This is a genomic window from Citrobacter sp. RHBSTW-00570, assembly GCF_013739755.1.
GTDB classification, from domain to species: domain Bacteria; phylum Pseudomonadota; class Gammaproteobacteria; order Enterobacterales; family Enterobacteriaceae; genus Citrobacter; species Citrobacter braakii.
The window spans coordinates 2,170,731-2,188,132 of record NZ_CP056399.1 but is presented as its reverse complement, the minus strand read 5'-3'; the positions used below and the strand labels follow the sequence as shown (position 1 = coordinate 2,188,132).

Sequence of the window (17,402 nt, the reverse complement as noted above, 5' to 3'; positions counted from 1 at the left end):
ACTCCGCTGCGGCTTGAAATATGCAGGATAAAAAAAGGCCCCTGTTGAAATTGCAGGGGCCTGGTACGAGCAAGCATCATATTGGGCGACATGATGCAACGGTAAAAATCAGCTGGCCTGGTGGTGTGCAATGATTGCTTTCATTTCCGCAACCGCCGCCCCGTCTACCGCATAGCGTGAATACTCATCCGCCTGTGCATCCGAAGACATCGACAACCCCGAATTGCGATAACGCATGGGGGAAGCCAGCCATACTCCGGCAGAACTGTGGACTTCCTGCACTCCAGCATCAAGGAACAGGGACAAATTCGAGGCGCGAACCCCCGCTCCGGCCATAATGATTGGAGCATCCCCCTGCGCAATAAGTTCCATAATTTTTGTTAAACCTTGCGCCGCATCTGATTTTTGCCCGGAAGTCAGCACTCTGGCGATGCCCAAATCAGCTAATTTTTTTAGCACATTGAGTGGGTTAGCGCACATGTCAAAGGCCCGATGAAAAGTGACGTGCAGCGGTCCCGCCGCGATCATTATTTTCTCCATGCGCGGCATATCGACATCACCCTCTGCATCTAAAATGCCGGTTACCAACCCTGAGAACCCCAGATCTCTTACCATCGCAATATCATCCAGCATTGCAGCAAATTCACCGTCGGTGTAACAAAAGTCGCCCCCGCGCGGGCGAATAATGGGATTGACCGGAATCGAGATATGCTGGCGAACCGAACGCAAGACGCCCAGGGACGGCGTTAAGCCCCCCTCTTTGGGCGCCGAGCATAGCTCAATGCGATCCGCGCCGTTTTGCTGCGCCGTGCGCGCGCACTCCATGCTGTAACAGCAGATTTCCAGTAATGCCATACTCACTCCTGACGTTCGCTTGCCACAATGGCTTCAATCGACCACGGATGGAATTTTATCGTCACACTGCCATCGCTGACCGCCAGCGTTGGATTCGGTAAACGTTCGCGCTCGCCTTTTGGCGAACTGGTTTTTACAAATATACCCGGCTGGCTCAGCCCGTGATCTGAAAGCAGCGCCAGCGCTCGTGCATTCAGCGTCTCCACCTCACCCGGCAGAACAATTTCAACATGCTCCCAGCCTTCATGCGGATAACGCTTTTCGCCCGGCCACGGCAGTTCTACGATAGTAAATTGCCAGTGTTGCACACAAACTGGCTCATCGAGTTTGAACAAGCAAATCGGTCGGCCATTGATGATATTTTCTGACAACAATTCGCCGCACTGTTCAAACCCACGACGCCAGCGCTCTGCGGTGGTATTTTGATGACAACGCAGAGAAATGTGATCGGCTTCAAGCGATGAGATATCCAGCCCAAGGCGAGTGGAAAGATCCGTTAACGCCTGAATGAAATGCGGTAAATCTGCGGAAATATCATGCAGTTCTGCAACTGTTTGCCAGTTCGCCATAATGAAAGCTCATATCCATATTCAAAGCCGCTAATTTACCCTGTTGCGCAGCCCCAACCAACTGCTGATTTTCTTAAGCGCAATATGAATAATTATACGTAATGACAATGTTTATATTTCAGGCTGCTGGCGATACTCGCAATGCTGACGGCAACGGGCATTTGCAGTATACTCCCGCCCTTAATTCTTAAACTGGTGCGGTGCATTTTAAGCCGCTTCATAAATGTAAGGTATTCCGGTGAATATTCAGGCTCTTCTCTCAGAAAAAGTCAGTCAGGCCATGATTGCTGCAGGCGCGCCTGCAGATTGCGAACCGCAGGTTCGTCAGTCAGCAAAAGTACAGTTCGGCGACTATCAGGCTAACGGCATGATGGCTGTCGCTAAAAAACTGGGTATGGCGCCGCGACAACTGGCTGAGCAGGTGCTGACTCATTTGGATCTCAACGGGATCGCCAGCAAAGTTGAAATTGCAGGCCCGGGCTTTATCAATATTTTTCTCGATCCGGCATTTCTGGCGCAGCACGTTCAGCAGGCGCTGGCTTCCAATCGTCTGGGCGTCACCCAACCGGCTAAACAAACCGTTGTGGTTGATTACTCCGCACCTAACGTAGCGAAAGAGATGCACGTTGGTCACCTGCGTTCCACCATCATCGGTGACGCTGCGGTGCGTACGCTGGAGTTCCTCGGTCACAATGTTATCCGCGCCAACCACGTCGGCGACTGGGGTACTCAGTTCGGTATGCTCATCGCATGGCTGGAAAAACAGCAGCAGGAAAATGCTGGCGAGATGGCGCTGGCTGACCTTGAAGGTTTCTACCGTGATGCGAAAAAACATTACGACGAAGATGAAGCCTTCGCGGAACGTGCCCGGAGTTATGTCGTGAAGCTGCAAGGCGGCGACGAGTACTTCCGTGAGATGTGGCGCAAACTGGTCGACATCACCATGTCGCAAAACCAGTTAACCTACGATCGCCTGAACGTCACCCTGACCCGTGACGACGTCATGGGTGAAAGCCTGTACAACCCGATGCTGCCTGGCATCGTGGCCGATCTCAAAGCTAAAGGCCTGGCTGTTGAAAGCGAAGGCGCTACCGTCGTATTCCTTGATGAGTATAAGAACAAGGAAGGTGAACCGATGGGCGTAATCATTCAGAAGAAAGATGGCGGCTATCTCTACACCACGACCGACATCGCCTGCGCCAAGTACCGTTATGAAACGCTGCATGCCGACCGCGTACTTTATTACATCGACTCCCGTCAGCATCAGCACTTAATGCAGGCCTGGACCATCGTGCGTAAAGCCGGTTATGTGCCGGACTCTGTGCCGCTGGAACACCACATGTTCGGTATGATGCTGGGTAAAGACGGCAAGCCGTTCAAAACCCGCGCGGGCGGCACGGTTAAACTGGCCGATCTGCTGGATGAAGCGCTGGAACGCGCACGCCGTCTGGTAGCGGAGAAGAACCCGGACATGCCTGCCGACGAGCTGGAAAAACTGGCGAATGCAGTCGGTATCGGCGCGGTGAAATATGCCGATCTGTCCAAAAACCGTACCACCGACTACATCTTCGACTGGGACAATATGCTGGCGTTCGAAGGGAATACTGCGCCGTATATGCAGTACGCTTACACCCGCGTACTGTCCGTGTTCCGTAAAGCGGATATCGACGAAAGCGCGCTGGCAAATGCGCAGGTGATTATCAGTGAAGATCGCGAGGCTCAGCTGGCAGCGCGTCTGCTGCAGTTTGAAGAAACGCTGACCGTTGTTGCACGTGAAGGTACGCCGCACGTGATGTGTGCTTACCTGTACGACGTTGCCGGTCTGTTCTCCGGCTTCTACGAGCACTGCCCAATCCTTAGCGCTGAAAACGAAGAGATTCGTAACAGCCGCCTGAAACTGGCACAGTTGACGGCGAAAACCCTGAAGCTGGGTCTGGATACGCTGGGTATCGAAACCGTAGAACGTATGTAAATCAGCTCATCTATCAGGCCTGACTCCGAAATTCGGACTCAGGCCTTTTTTATTTCTGTAACAGGCCATCTGTAACAACTCACAAGGAATGACACATTTCCGTAGAGATATGGAACATTTTTTGCCTGTCATCCCGTTTAAGCCTCCGTATCATGAGGCGGCGAATTAATCGGGTACGGGTCAATGACATTCAGAGATTTTGAGGCGGAGGAAAAACTCTTCCAGCGGCGTGTATTGGTGGCCTTTGGCCTGGTGGTCATCTGCTTTGGCATCCTGATTTACAATCTCTACAACTTACAAATCTGTCAGCACCAGTATTACACCACCCGCTCGAATGCAAACGACATCAAAATGCTGCCCGTGGCCCCGACGCGTGGCATGATTTACGATCGCAACGGCATCCCGCTGGTGCGCAACGTAACCTGGTACGACATTTCCGTTACGCCTTATAAAATCAGTGATATGAATGCCCTGATCAGGCAGCTCACGCCTATCATTGACCTCACTCCTGATGACATTGACCAGTTTCGCCATGCGCTGAAAGCCAGCAGCCGCTATCGCCCGGTCGTGCTAAAAAATGCGCTGACCGATGTGGAAATCGCCCGCTTCTCGGTTAACCAGTTTCATTTCAGCGGCGTCAATATCAATAGCTATGAAGACCGCCAGTACCCTTATGGCGCAGCGCTGGCGCATGTCCTTGGCTATGTGTCAAAAATCAATGACAACGACCTGAAAGCGCTGGATCAAAAAGGCCTGACAGAGAACTACGCCGCCGATCACAACATCGGTAAGCAGGGTATTGAGCACTACTATGAAAATGAACTGCATGGGAAAACCGGTTATCAGGAGGTCGAAGTTGATAACCACGGACGCATCGTACGCCTGATCAAAGATGTGCCGCCCGTTGCCGGAAAAGATATCCATCTGACGCTGGACCTCCATTTACAGCAATATATTGAGAGTCTGTTGGTGGGCCAGCGGGCCGCCGTTTTGGTTGAGGATCCACATGACGGTTCCGTGCTGGCAATGGTTTCGAACCCCAGCTATGACCCCAACCCGTTTGTCAAAGGTATCAGCTATCAGGACTATAACAAGCTGCTTCAGGATAAGGACCTGCCGTTAATCAACCGCGTCACGCAGGGGTTGTATCCTCCTGCCTCCACGGTCAAACCGTATATGGCGATGTCAGCGTTACTGGACGGCGTGATCACGCCGCAGACCCGTTTCTTCGGCGCCCCCACTTGGACGCTCACCGGCACGGAGCGACATTACCGTGACTGGAAAAAAACGGGACACGGTATGCTGGATGTCACCAAAGCAATTGAAGAATCTGCCGACACATTCTTTTATCAGGTGGCATATATGATGGGGATTGACCGTATTAACAGCATGCTCAGCCAGTTTGGCTATGGCAAGCCGACCGGCATCGATCTTGGTGAGGAGTATAACGGCCTGCTCCCGAGCCGCGAATGGAAGCAGAAAGTGCATAAAAAAGCCTGGTATCAGGGAGATACCATTTCGGTTGGCATCGGTCAGGGATACTGGATTGCCACGCCGATCCAGATGGTTAAAGCCATGGTCGCGCTGATTAACAACGGCAAGGTTATCGCCCCTCACCTGCTACGTGATGAAGAGAGCGGAAAAGTCATCACGCCGTACCAGGCTCCCGAAGCACCGTCACAAATTGCCTCTGCTTCGTCCCCCTACTGGGGACTGGTGCGTCAAGCGATGTTCGGCATGGCGAATGAGCCAAACGGTACCGGTTATAAGTTCTTTCACACCGCGCCTTACGGCATTGCAGCGAAAAGTGGCACATCACAGGTCTTTAGCCTGAAAGAAAATCAGACCTACGATGCGAAAATGATCCCCGTGCGTCTGCGCGACCACGTGTTCTATACCGCATTTGCGCCATATAAGAACCCGAAAGTCGCCATAGCGTTAATTCTGGAAAACGGCGGCAGCGATGGCGTCACCGCCGCACCAGTCATGCGTCAAATCATGGATCATCTGTTTGCTGCGCAGGGCGACGATGCACAAGCGGGTCCGATAGCCGCAACGCCATCGGACACCGATATCAAAAATACTTACGCAAGTATTCGGTAAGGCACAGCATCGCCATCGCCTGACCGTAAGGCATGGAGGTCCGGGGGATGTTGCGGTAGAAATCGAGATTGTGGCCCATCCCGGTACCAAACGAGGTATGCAGCAATTCACCTTCCGGCGAAATATGTTGCACAATGCCTCTGATGGCTTTTTCGGCTACAGCCGCATAGTCTTGTCCGACATAGCGTTTACGTACCGCTTTGAGGATCCCATAGGCAAATCCGGCGGTTGCCGAGGCTTCCAGATACGACTGCGGGTCGTCCAGCAAGGTGTGCCACAGTCCGCTTTCATCCTGGCACTTCGCCAACGCCGCGATTTGCGCGTTCAAAACCTGCACCAGATAGCGGTGCACTGCATTGCTTTCCGGCAAATCAAGTAATTCGAGGAAATCCGGGATGACTATAGTTAACCAGCTGTTGCCACGCGCCCAGCGAGCGTTGGCGAAGTTATGCTGTCCTTCATAGCTCCAGCCGTGGAACCACAGCCCTGTCTCTTTATCCATCAGGTTTTGCACGTGCAGCAGGAACTGATAGGTTGCCTCTTCAATATACTCGGGGCGGTTGAGCAACTTGCCAATCTTCGCCAGCGGTAAGACCGTCATCATCAACGTGTCATCCCACATCTGCTGGTGATTTTCTTCCGCCAGCGTAATGTGCTGCATACCGCCGAATTGGGTACGCGGCATATCATGCATTGCCCACTCAGCCCAGCTGTCGAGCCACGGCAGATACGCGGGATTACGCGTCTCTTCATAGCGATATGCCAGCGTTAAAAACGGTGCCATGGTGTTAACGTTTTTGGTCGTTGCACCTTCCGCAAAGCGATCGGCAAACCAGTTGTCGATAATATCGCGCATCGTGGCATCGCCGGTTTGCTGATAATACTGATACATCCCGTACAAGCCGATGCCGTGCGTCCACTCCCATCCCGCCCAGCCTTTGGTATCAATAACGCGTCCGTCATCCAGACGTAGCAAGAACTCGCCGGTCTCATCATGAATATTGACCAGGTTATGCGTCACCTTTTTGATCAACGCTTTTAATTCATCCCTGGCAATAAAATGTTCTGGCTGGCGCAACAATGGACTGTGTTTAACCGGATAAACAATCATTTACTTAACCTCTGTCAATGTCGAATTCAATACAGCACCCTTTTCCAGTTTCGGTGCCGCTGGTTTATTACGATTCAGGTAACCAATATTGTTGTTACCCCAAAGTGATTCATAAGGCATGCCCGATAGCATCTCTACGGTCGCGCGTCCTTTAGCGGATAGTCCTTCCAACACGGGTTGCCCGGACTCACGCATTTTTGCTGTCTCTTCACGCAGGGTGCTGTGCGTTTGCAGGTTCAGTTTGAAGCGCAAGGAAACCAGGAAACCCAGCGCCAGAACAATCAGCGTTCCGCAGCTCAGAATTAACAGGATGGTATGACTGACCGCCGCGGGTTGTGCGCTCTGACCGGAGACAAAACCAGACAACTGCATCACAATCCCCACCAGCATCACCGCTCCCGCCTGCGACGCTTTACGCGTTAACGTCATAATGCCGGCGAAGATCCCTTCCCGACGCTGACCGGTAATCACTTCGTCAACGTCGGCAATATAGGTGTAGATATTCCAGGGAACGTAGTTGATACCACCGCGTCCCAAGCCCGCAACGGCGGAAACCAATAGCAACAGAGAATAAACATCGCTTAATCCGGCGTAATACAGCCCCGCATAGGAGAGTGAACTGAGGCCAAACAGGACGACCACCATGCGATAAGACGGCGCAGGTCCGAAACGGATGCACAATGGGATCATGGCGATAACAGCAATAAACTGGAAGATAGCCATCGTACCCAGCAGGTTTGACGCCATCGATGCTTCCTGCATCAGCACAAACACCACATAGTAAGTAAAGACGGCGTTAAAGACGTCCTGGGCAATATAGCCGCCAAGATACATTCCTAAATGCTGGCGAAAGATACGGATGCGCAGTGTTGAACTCAGTTCCACAAATAAACGGTTCATACTCTGACTCAAGGTCAGGCTTTTCTTCTCTTCTTCGGCTCGCAGCGCCGCCTCAGTCCACTCTTCCCGTGGGCGTTCCCAGGTAAAGAACCAGACGAAGGTCAGCATCAGTGCACACAGCACAGAAAACACCAGGCTGGCGTAGAAAAAAGAGACGGGGTTGTCCTTGCCAAACAGCGTCAGCAGAACGCCGGGTAAGAATGAGGCCAGAATGGCAGACATTTGCGCCATCGAAATGCGCGCGCCGGAGAATTTGGTTTTCTGTTTAAAGTCATCGGTCATTTCGGGTACCAGCGTTTCGTATGGCACCAGAATCATGGTGTAGACCACGTCAAAAATCAGATAGGTGAGCAGGTAGTACCAGAACCCCATATCACCCACCCACATTAGTGAGTAGCTAAAGACACAGGGTATCCCCAACAGAATAAAAAACTTGCGTCGCCCAAAGCGTTTTCCGAGCCAGGTGGAGCCAAAGTTATCGGTTAAAAAACCCATTAATGGGCTAACAACGGCATCCAACACCCTGGCGGTAGCGAAGATAAAGGTTGCTTCGATTGGCGTCAGGCCACAGAACGTCGTGTAAAAATAGAGTAGCCAGGCCGCGGTTAACGCCGTGGTGCCTGCGCCTAAAAAATCCCCCGAACCGTAGGCAAAATAGTTAACCAACCCAATTTTACGTGTATTCATTGCCGTTACCCCTGCACATTATTGGGAGGCCCCGCAATCCTCGCTTTGACATTGGGCCTCCTTACAGGGCCACAGTAAAAGCTAACAGCAAGTGAAACCTTTCTATTTTTGCCAGGGGTATTCGTGAAATGGCAACAGCACAAAGAGTCCGGCAACGTATGTCACCTATTTTATAAAACAGTGTTTCTATTTAATCAAAGAGGCGGACTAGAATTGCGAAGCAGCCAGCAGTTTCTGCTGCTGGCCGGAATGAAGGGAGGCGTTAACGATAGTTCACAATCACCTGATTGCTCTGAACTTGCAAGGCGGGGATCAGGCGACCGCCACCGGGTACTTCCCAGACAAAATGCATCGGTTCGATGGCGGGAACATTATTGAATCCGTTGGTGGTCCCGCTTTGCCCGTCCAGCTCAACACAGCGGGACTGGGAACATAAACGTACCCGTAAACCCGCAGGCGTTGGGCCATTGAGCTCATAGCGCCAGGCCACCAGCGTCATCAACCCCGAGACCGGCTGGCTGGGCGTCAGAGGTGAAGACGAGGCTGACTGGCCGCGGTGATTTAAAGTAATCCCCATGCCGCTGGCCTGCCAGGCGCCTTCTCCGGCAGCCTGCGCTACCAGAGGAAAAAACAACAACCACAGTAATTTACGCATTACTTACCTCCAATAGTCGCCGTCATACGGATATGGCGGTTGTCAGACAGCTCCATGTTCGATAACACCACCAGTTGCGGAATGCTGCGACGTAAAAAGCGTGCCAGTAATGGACGCAACGCGTGGTTAACCAGCAAGACCGGCGGCGCACCCAACATTTCCTGACGAGACAGCGCTTCCTGAGTCTGGGCCAGCAGTCGGTCTGCAAGACCCGGCTCCAGACCGCCGCCGCCCTGCAGCGCCTGCAGAAGCAAACGTTCGAGCGGAGTATCAAGGCCGATAACCTGAACCTCTTCATTACCCGGGAACCACTGCTGAGTGATGGCGCGTCCCAACGCAACACGTACCACCGCGGTAAGCTCATGCGGATCGTTTTGCAGCGGTGCATGTTCAGCCAGCGTTTCGAGAATGGTGCGCATATCGCGAATCGGTACTTTCTCATCCAGTAAGTTCTGCAGCACTTTATGCAGCGTAGTGAGCGTCACGACGCCCGGGACCAGGTCTTCCGTCAGTTTTGGCATCTCCTGCGAGACGCGATCCAGTAGCTGTTGCGCCTCCTGACGGCCAAACAGCTCAGCAGCGAACTGCCCAATCAGGTGATTAAGGTGCGTGGCGACAACGGTACTGGCTTCAACAACCGTAAAGCCCTGAATCTGCGCCTGTTCCTTCAATGCGCTTTCAATCCAGATAGCGTCCAGACCGAAAGCCGGATCGACCGTTTTCTCGCCCGGCAGTGACCCGGCGGCAGTACCAGGGTTAATGGCCAGCCAGCGTCCCGGATAGGCGTCACCGCTGCCAATTTCCACCCCTTTCATCAAAATACGATAGCGGGCTGGCTGCAGATCCATATTGTCGCGGATATGTACCACCGGCGGCAGAAAGCCCATATCCTGGGCAAATTTCTTACGAATACTGCGAATTCGCCCCAGCAACTCGCCATCTTGCTGAAAGTCCACCATTGGGATCAGGCGGTAGCCTACCTCCATCCCCAGGGAATCCTCCAGCTGTACATCATTCCATGTTGCTTCCACCACGGAGTTGTTTTCCGGCATTTTCACCGGCTGCGGCTCATCGGGAGCTTTTTGCTCACGACCACGCATCCACCAGGCCAGACCCAGTAACGCGGCGGTAAACATCAAAAACACCAGGTTCGGCATCCCCGGAACCAGACCCAAAAGACCAAGCACCGCCGCACTAAGCAGCATGACACTAGGATTACTGAACAGTTGGGTCACCATCTGTTCGCCTACATCCTGGTCGGTACTCACGCGGGTCACGATAACCCCCGCCGCGGTGGAGATTACCAGCGCAGGAATTTGCGCCACCAGCCCGTCACCGATGGTCAGCAGGGTATAACTTTCCGCTGCGCTACCCATGCTCATACCATGCTGCAACACCCCGACTAACAGACCGCCGACCACGTTGATCACCATGATCAAAATACCGGCGATGGCATCTCCACGAACGAATTTACTCGCACCGTCCATAGAGCCGTAGAAATCCGCTTCCTGCGTCACCTCCGAGCGCCGTTTTTTGGCTTCATCTTCGCCAATCAGACCCGCATTCAAATCCGCATCAATCGCCATTTGCTTGCCGGGCATACCATCCAGCACGAAGCGCGCGCCAACCTCGGCGATACGTCCGGCACCTTTGGTGATAACCATAAAGTTGATAATGACGAGAATAACGAAGACCACGATACCGATCGCAAAGTTACCGCCCACCAGGAAGTGACCAAAAGCTTCAACCACCTTTCCCGCCGCCGCCGCGCCGGTATGTCCTTCCATTAAAATGATACGCGTCGACGCGACGTTCAGGGCGAGGCGTAATAATGTGGTAAACAACAAAATCGTCGGGAATGCGGCAAACTCCAGCGTACGCTGGGTGAACATCGCCACCAGCAGCACCATGATCGACAGCGCAATGTTAAACGTGAACAGCAAATCGAGGACGAAAGCCGGCAACGGCAACACCATCATCGACAGGATCAGCAGGATAAGGATCGGTCCGGCAAGGATTTGCAGTTGCGTGGATTTCAGGTTGCTGGGCAAACGCAACATCGCGACCAGATTAGCCATCAGTATTCTTCTCGTTCATGAAATCCAGTGCTTCAGGCACCGGAAGGTTTTCAGGTTGTGGTGGACGCTTGCCGCCGGCGAGACGCCAGCGTTTTAGCTGCCATACCCATGCCAGCACTTCGGCAGCGGCGGCATATAATTGACCCGGTATTTGTTGCCCAATCTCAGCATGACGGTATAGCGCACGCGCCAGCGGTGGCGCTTCTAACGTAGGGACTCGATGTTCAGCGCCAATCTCACGAATGCGCAGCGCCACCAGCCCCGCGCCTTTGGCAACAACTTTCGGCGCGCTCATTTTGTTCTCGTCATACTTCAACGCCACCGAATAGTGCGTGGGGTTGGTAACAATCACGTCCGCTTTCGGCACATCCGCCATCATGCGACGCTGCGCGGCCGCGCGCTGCATTTGGCGTATTTTGCCCTTAACGTGCGGGTCGCCTTCGCTTTGCTTAAATTCGTCACGAATATCCTGACGCGACATGCGCAGCTTTTTCAGATGGCTGTAAATCTGGAAAAAAACGTCGAACCCCACCATCGGAATAACGCCAAGCACCACCAACAGCGCGCACATGCCAACTAAATCCAGTGCGTTGCCCATCGCCGTAATCGGCGATTCCGCCATCAGACGCATCATCGCCGGCCAGTTATGCCAAAGATAAAATCCGGCCACGCTCCCCACCAGCGTGGATTTCAGTATCGCTTTGAGCAGTTCCGCCCCGGTTTGCGCTGAAAACATGCGTTTAATGCCCGGCAACGGATTCAGCTTAGAGAACTTGGGCTGCAGAGATTTACCGCTGAAAATCAAGCCGCCAAGCATCACCGGGGAGATTAATGCCACCAGAACGACGCCGGTAATCAACGGTAACAGCGCAATCATCGCGTCTTTAATCAGCAGGATGATTTGGCTGAGGATCAGGTTAGGGTCATTGACCATACTGTGGTCAAAACGTAATCCGGCCGACAGCATACCGGCCAGTCTGCGGGCAAGCGACTCCCCGCCAATCCAGATAATGCACACGCCCACCAGCAAAATAAGCAGTGAGGTCAGTTCTTTGGATCGGGGGACCTGCCCTTCTTCCCGTGCTTTTTCAAGTCGGTGGGGTGTGGGGGCTTCTGTTTTGTCGTCGTCGCTTTCTTCTGCCACGGCATTACTCTCGTCGTCACGGTCACGAGTATTATCGCGACCGCAACCATTGCCAATGCGTCGAATAGCGAAACGAAAACAGAGGAATTCGAGCGTTCGTTTGCCACGACAGCGCGAACGCTGCCGTGACAACCACGCGGTTAGCGCTGCCAGATAACGCGATAATGGCCCGATCCCACCTGCGCGCTATAGCCGCCGTCTACTGGCGCGAAGTCGAGGCCATCGGTATCGAGCAGCGTTTGTGCGCCATCAAGGATCACCATTGAGTGAGTATTCGGCGGAATATCTACCTCAAGGGTGATGGACTGTAAGCCATCGCGCGCCGGTTCCTGCGTCCAGTGGACGGCAATATCACCATATACCGAGCCGTATCGCGCTTTCAGCCATGTCAGGCCACCGCCCGGAATAGGCCGCAGTACTGAAGATTTAAAGCCCGGCGCGTGTTCTTCGGTATTTATTCCCGCCGCCACGCGATACAGCCATTCACCGATCGCCCCGTAGGCATAATGGTTGAAGGAGTTCATGTCCGGGCTCCACATTGTGCCGTCCGGTTTCACGCCATCCCAGTGTTCCCAAATCGTCGTTGCCCCGGCTTTTACCTGATACAACCAGCTTGGGAAGTCCTCTTTCATCAGCAATTGCCACGCCGCGTCGGCCTGTCCGTTTTCGCTCAATGCGTGACAGAAATAGGGTGTGCCGACAAACCCCGTCACCAGATGACCGTCATTTTCCGCCAGCAGTTCCAGCAGCGTTTGCACGGTGCGCTCGCGGTGCGCGTCCGGCACTAACTGGAAGTAAAGCGCCAGAATATGCGCCGTTTGCGTGCGTGCCGCCAGCCGCCCGGTGGCGGTAAAAAACTCCTTGCGGAAGCTTTCGACAATCGCGGTATGCAGCGCCTGATAATGGGTGTGATCAACGTCATTTCCCAGTGCTTTGGCTGATTTCGCCAGCAGCAGCGTGGACAACGCATAGTAGGCCATGCAGGTCAGTTCATTCGGCGTTGCGCCAAAATAGCTGCCCTCTTTGGCATCCAGCGCAACCCAATCGCCAAACTGCAGTTTCCACGACCACTGGTTCTCAACAGCGTTGTCATGCATAAACTCCACCCAGGCTTTCATGCTGTCGTACTGGTGGGCCAGCGTCTGTTTATCGCCGTACATCAGGTACAGCGTCCACGGGTTAATCACCGCCGCATCGGCCCAGGCGGCGGCGGAATGGGTGCGCCCGTGGGATAAAAAGCGGTCGTTGTCGCATTTGCCGGTGAGGATATCGGGGATGACGTGCGGCACACCGCCCTCCGGCGTTTGGTCATGCTGAAGATCAGTCAGCCATTTGGCAAAAAAAGTGCGCGTCTGCATCAGATAACTGGCGGTGCGGCAGAAAATTTGCGCATCGCCCGTCCATCCCAGACGTTCATCGCGCTGCGGGCAGTCGGTTGGGATATCGACGAAATTGCCCTTAAGCCCCCACATGATGTTGTGATGCAGTTGGTTGAGATCCGCGTTTGAGGTTTCAATGTGACCCGTCGGCGTCATCGCGGAATGCAGCACGACCGCGACAAAATCATCCCGCGTCGGCGTGCCAGGCCAACGTTCAATCAGCACATAACGGAAACCCTGAAAGGTAAAATGCGGGTGATAACATTCTTCACCCTCGCCACGTAAGGTGTAATCAATGCACTGTTTGGCGGTGCGCAGGTTCGCCAGATAAACATTGCCTTCGGCATCCAGCACTTCAAAATGGCGCAGCACCACGCGCTCACCTGCCGCACCGCGCACCCGAAACTCCACCCAGCCGCTGAGGTTCTGGCCAAAATCAAGCACCGTCTCGCCTTTTGGCGTCGTGATGATTGAGCACGGCGCAAGCCGTTCTATTTCTTGTACCGGGCAGGCCGTTTGCGGTTGCAGCACCGACGTCTCTGCCGCAAGCGTCGTCACCGCACGCCAATGCCCGGCGCTAAACGCAGGCTCGCTCCAGCCGCGCTGCTCCCGACGTGCGTCATACACTTCGCCATCATAAATTTCAGCAAACAAAATCGCGTCATCGCAGCCCTGCCACTGTGCATCCGTGGCGATTACCCGCTGGCTACCATCGCGGTGCGTCACCACCATATGGCAAATAAACCCCGTCTGCTGGCCGTAATAGTTGCGATAGCGGTTGAAGCTCATATCCCCTTTATACCAACCCGCCCCCACCATCGCGCCAATCACGTTTTCGCCTTCTCGCAGGTGCTCGGTCACATCCCAGGTTTGATACAACAGATGGTGGTGGTAGCTCGTCCAGCCGGGCGATAACTCATCACGCCCGACTTTTTCGCCGTTGATCCACAGTTGGTACAACCCCAGCGCGCTGGCATGTACCACCGCCGAAACAATGTCATCACCGTCGGACAAACTGAACGCATGGCGCAACAACGTGCCTTTCGAGTTGTCTTTATCCTGCGGCGTTTCAGCCGAGATAAACACCCCTTGCCACGCTCGCGCTGGCAGGCCGGTAATAAACGTTGCCGCCGGGCTCCAGCCGCTCTCTTCACCGTGGTTGTCGGTAATATGCACCCGCACAAAATAGCGCGTCGAGTGCTGGCAGGCGACGTCGGGCAATTCGATATTACTGGAGCGGTCATCGTGCATTTCGCCGCTGTCAAACAGGCATTGGGCAAAATCTTCTTGCGCCGACAGCTGCAAACGCCAGCTACGCTGCTGTACATCGCGCAAGGTGCTGGTGATTATCCAGCCGAAAACCGGCAACGTTTCGCAGCCCGTCAGCGTGGTTTCATAGTTGAGCGTAATCTTTTCTACTGCCAACATAATTTTTCCCTCAGTGGCTCATATTCAGGCTTTGGCCCGCAAAGTATCGTGCGACGCCTGTCCGTTATCAGGCGTCGCCACCATTTCTGTTTCTGCATTAAATTCATTACGTTGCTTGCCGTGGAAGCACAGCCAGCCGATAACCATGCCTATCGCCACAATCGCCGTCAGCAGGCAATAAAGAACCACCGGCCCCGCGCTCAACAGCACAGGAGTGACGAACGCCAACAAGCCGCAGGTCAGACGGGCGACACCGACAATCACGCCTTGCGCGGTGGCGCGTAGCATGGTGGGGAATGACTCTTGCGCCCACACTTTCATGATGCCTTCGAAGGCAAATCCTGTGCCGATATTGGTAAACAGCAGGCAGCAGAACCAGGAGAGCGGCGAGAAATTAAACAGTACCGGCACGAAATAACCACCGGACATCATCACCGCGCCAAAAATAAAGAATGGAACCCGTTTTGAGGTATCAACGACGCGCATAAACATCAACCCAGACGCCACGCTCACTGGCAGAATCAACAGCCCCCACAGCGAGTGCGTGCTGACCGAAATGCCCACCACATTTACCGCTACATAAGCCCCAAACTGCCCGCCGGTATTGGCCGCCAGATTGGTGAAGGTATAAAAGATGCACAGCGAGATAAACGGCCACAGGTATTTGCCTTCGAGCAGATCGCGCCAGCCGGTTTTCTGCGCCCGCACGGTGGCGATGCCACGACGCAGTTCATCCTTTGCCGCCAACCATAGCGGCGACTCAGGGATAGACCAACGCAGGATCATCAGCACAACCGCCACCAGCCCAACGTGCATATACATGATTTGCGCGCCAATCAGCCCCCAGTCGCCGACGATAGCGGAGATCCCCATCGTGGCGCCAATTCCCACCAGCCAGAGTAAATTGGACAAGCCGATAATCTTGCCGCGGTTTTCATCGTTCGCCGCTTCGGAGATAGTCGCCAGAGAGACAGGTAAATCAGCCCCTGTCGCCAGCCCCACCAAGAGTGTGCCCAGCACCAGGAACGGGAAGTTCAAACCAAAGGCCAGCGCCAGCGTGCCGATAAAAATCATCGCCATCGTAATAATAAAAACATTACGACGACCAATACGGTCTCCAAGACGACCGCCACCAAAAGCCCCAGCGGCAATACTCAGCGTTAATAATCCAGATAAAATGCCAATTTGTAGTGCAGTAATACCCATTGTTTTTTGATAAATGACTAAGGCTGTACCACTGGAAACAATAGCCGCCGAATCAATATATGATGCCATTCCAGACACCACCCCAATATACCAGGGGTTAGGTGTTTTATTTTTTGACATAACGATTCCCTTAAATTTACAGATAGTAAGGCGAGAAATAAGCGTATGGCCTACCCCCGTCACGATGGATGGTAGTAATAATTTTTTATTGTTATTAACCTAACAATTAAATCGCTATTAAAACTCGTGAATGAAGTTCACGTTCATGGCTTGGAGGATAATGAAAATACCGTCGATACGATTCAGTCAACCTGATCGCATTCATAAAACCACAACGTGCCGCAATTTCACTGATGGTTTTATCCGTAGTGCGCAGTAATTCTTGAGCTTTTAATACACGATACAACATCTGGAATTTAACCGGAGTATAACCGGTCACTCGCTTAATTAAGCGATACATCGTGCGCCTGGCGACACCGTTATCATCACTCAACACATTCCAGTCTAAATGACGCAAGCTACTGGTCTTGAGCATACGGATCAGGTTGGCTCGCCCTCGCTCATCAGGGCTAAGCGCCCCAGTTTGGCGGTCGCACTGGCAAAGTGTGTTGATGATGTTCAGCAAAGCGACTTCACACAATGAAAAATAGAGCACGTCATAGTTACTCTCGTTACGTGAGATTATCTCCTGGCTCAATACCTCAATACGCGCCAGCGCTCCCTGAGTTAACGCCAGCGCGGTAGGCTGTAGAAGTTTTTCTTTTATACAATCGAGCAAATTATCAATGTGCTGTAAAAAATGAAAACTGCGCGGGCGACGAATTAATATATTAATAACCGACAGATTATTAGTTGAAACATAACTATGGGTATCGTTAGCGGTCACTAAAAAAAAGTCACCCTGGCAGATAAAACGAACCAAGTCATTAATAATATGAAACCCGCTACCGCTACGGACAATCACCAGTTCATCAAAATCATGCCCGTGCACACCTTCCATTAATTGGTTATTCATCGAAAAAAGACAAAACGCATGTTGCTCTGAATGAAAAAAATCATTCTCACGTAAAATTCGCATATCTCCCCCGCCGCTATTCGAGTAAAAACACTCGGGATATCGATAAATAACCTACTGACATAATATATTGCCTTGCACTGATAACCATTTAACTGCAATTATTATGACAAGTCTATATATCGCACTGTCACTCAGGCGTAACCTGCTGTGACCTCAGCATCATTTCGGCAAATAACCGCCAAGTTATGGCATAAAAAAGAGGATATACGCCGTGCAGATGAACCCACTTCATCCAGG

Annotated in this window: 12 protein-coding genes; 2 read left to right on the top strand and 10 right to left on the bottom strand. The window is 53.0% G+C overall.

Annotation, left to right across the window (positions count from 1 at the left end):
• Positions 1-108: 108 nt before the first annotated feature.
• Together cutC and HV237_RS10355 are read right to left on the bottom strand one after the other, a co-directional pair.
• On the bottom strand, positions 109-855 hold the full coding sequence (cutC, locus tag HV237_RS10360) for a copper homeostasis protein CutC (protein WP_047358301.1): 747 nt from the start codon (positions 853-855) through the stop codon (positions 109-111).
• Positions 856-857: 2 nt separating this feature from the next.
• A complete protein-coding gene (locus HV237_RS10355; RefSeq protein ID WP_016153422.1) occupies positions 858-1,424 on the bottom strand; it encodes a VOC family protein in 567 nt (188 codons plus the stop codon).
• A gap of 238 nt (positions 1,425-1,662) precedes the next feature.
• Between HV237_RS10355 and argS the strand changes: the two genes are divergently transcribed.
• The gene (argS, locus tag HV237_RS10350) at positions 1,663-3,396 is read left to right on the top strand and encodes an arginine--tRNA ligase (protein WP_047358302.1); all 1,734 of its coding nucleotides are present in this window, start codon (positions 1,663-1,665) and stop codon (positions 3,394-3,396) included.
• Positions 3,397-3,579: 183 nt separating this feature from the next.
• Positions 3,580-5,499 (top strand): penicillin-binding protein 2, encoded by a 1,920-nt coding sequence (mrdA, locus tag HV237_RS10345; protein WP_047358303.1) that lies wholly within the window; start codon positions 3,580-3,582, stop codon positions 5,497-5,499.
• Here the strand turns inward: mrdA and HV237_RS10340 are convergent.
• The 8 genes from HV237_RS10340 to HV237_RS10305 all read right to left on the bottom strand — a co-directional run bounded on the left by HV237_RS10340 (position 5,471) and on the right by HV237_RS10305 (position 17,165).
• The gene (locus tag HV237_RS10340; protein ID WP_047358304.1) at positions 5,471-6,610 is read right to left on the bottom strand and encodes a glycoside hydrolase family 105 protein; all 1,140 of its coding nucleotides are present in this window, start codon (positions 6,608-6,610) and stop codon (positions 5,471-5,473) included. The genes mrdA and HV237_RS10340 overlap by 29 nt on opposite strands.
• The gene (locus HV237_RS10335) at positions 6,611-8,197 is read right to left on the bottom strand and encodes an MFS transporter (protein ID WP_016153426.1); all 1,587 of its coding nucleotides are present in this window, start codon (positions 8,195-8,197) and stop codon (positions 6,611-6,613) included.
• A gap of 262 nt (positions 8,198-8,459) precedes the next feature.
• Positions 8,460-8,852, bottom strand: a complete 393-nt coding sequence (flhe, locus tag HV237_RS10330) for a flagellar protein FlhE (RefSeq protein ID WP_016153427.1) — start codon at positions 8,850-8,852, stop codon at positions 8,460-8,462.
• Positions 8,852-10,930: a flagellar biosynthesis protein FlhA gene (flhA, locus tag HV237_RS10325; protein ID WP_016153428.1), complete on the bottom strand. Its 2,079-nt coding sequence runs from the start codon at positions 10,928-10,930 to the stop codon at positions 8,852-8,854. Before flhA ends, flhe begins: the two co-directional genes overlap by 1 nt.
• On the bottom strand, positions 10,923-12,074 hold the full coding sequence (gene flhB / locus HV237_RS10320) for a flagellar biosynthesis protein FlhB (RefSeq protein WP_181541849.1): 1,152 nt from the start codon (positions 12,072-12,074) through the stop codon (positions 10,923-10,925). Before flhB ends, flhA begins: the two co-directional genes overlap by 8 nt.
• 140 nt (positions 12,075-12,214) lie before the next feature.
• Complete coding sequence (locus HV237_RS10315) at positions 12,215-14,881, bottom strand: alpha-L-rhamnosidase (RefSeq protein ID WP_047358305.1); 2,667 nt, start codon at positions 14,879-14,881, stop codon at positions 12,215-12,217.
• Positions 14,882-14,905: 24 nt separating this feature from the next.
• Positions 14,906-16,156, bottom strand: a complete 1,251-nt coding sequence (locus tag HV237_RS10310; RefSeq protein WP_230675900.1) for an MFS transporter — start codon at positions 16,154-16,156, stop codon at positions 14,906-14,908.
• Positions 16,157-16,313: 157 nt separating this feature from the next.
• Complete coding sequence (locus HV237_RS10305) at positions 16,314-17,165, bottom strand: helix-turn-helix domain-containing protein (protein WP_047358306.1); 852 nt, start codon at positions 17,163-17,165, stop codon at positions 16,314-16,316.
• Between the last annotated feature and the right edge of the window lie 237 nt (positions 17,166-17,402).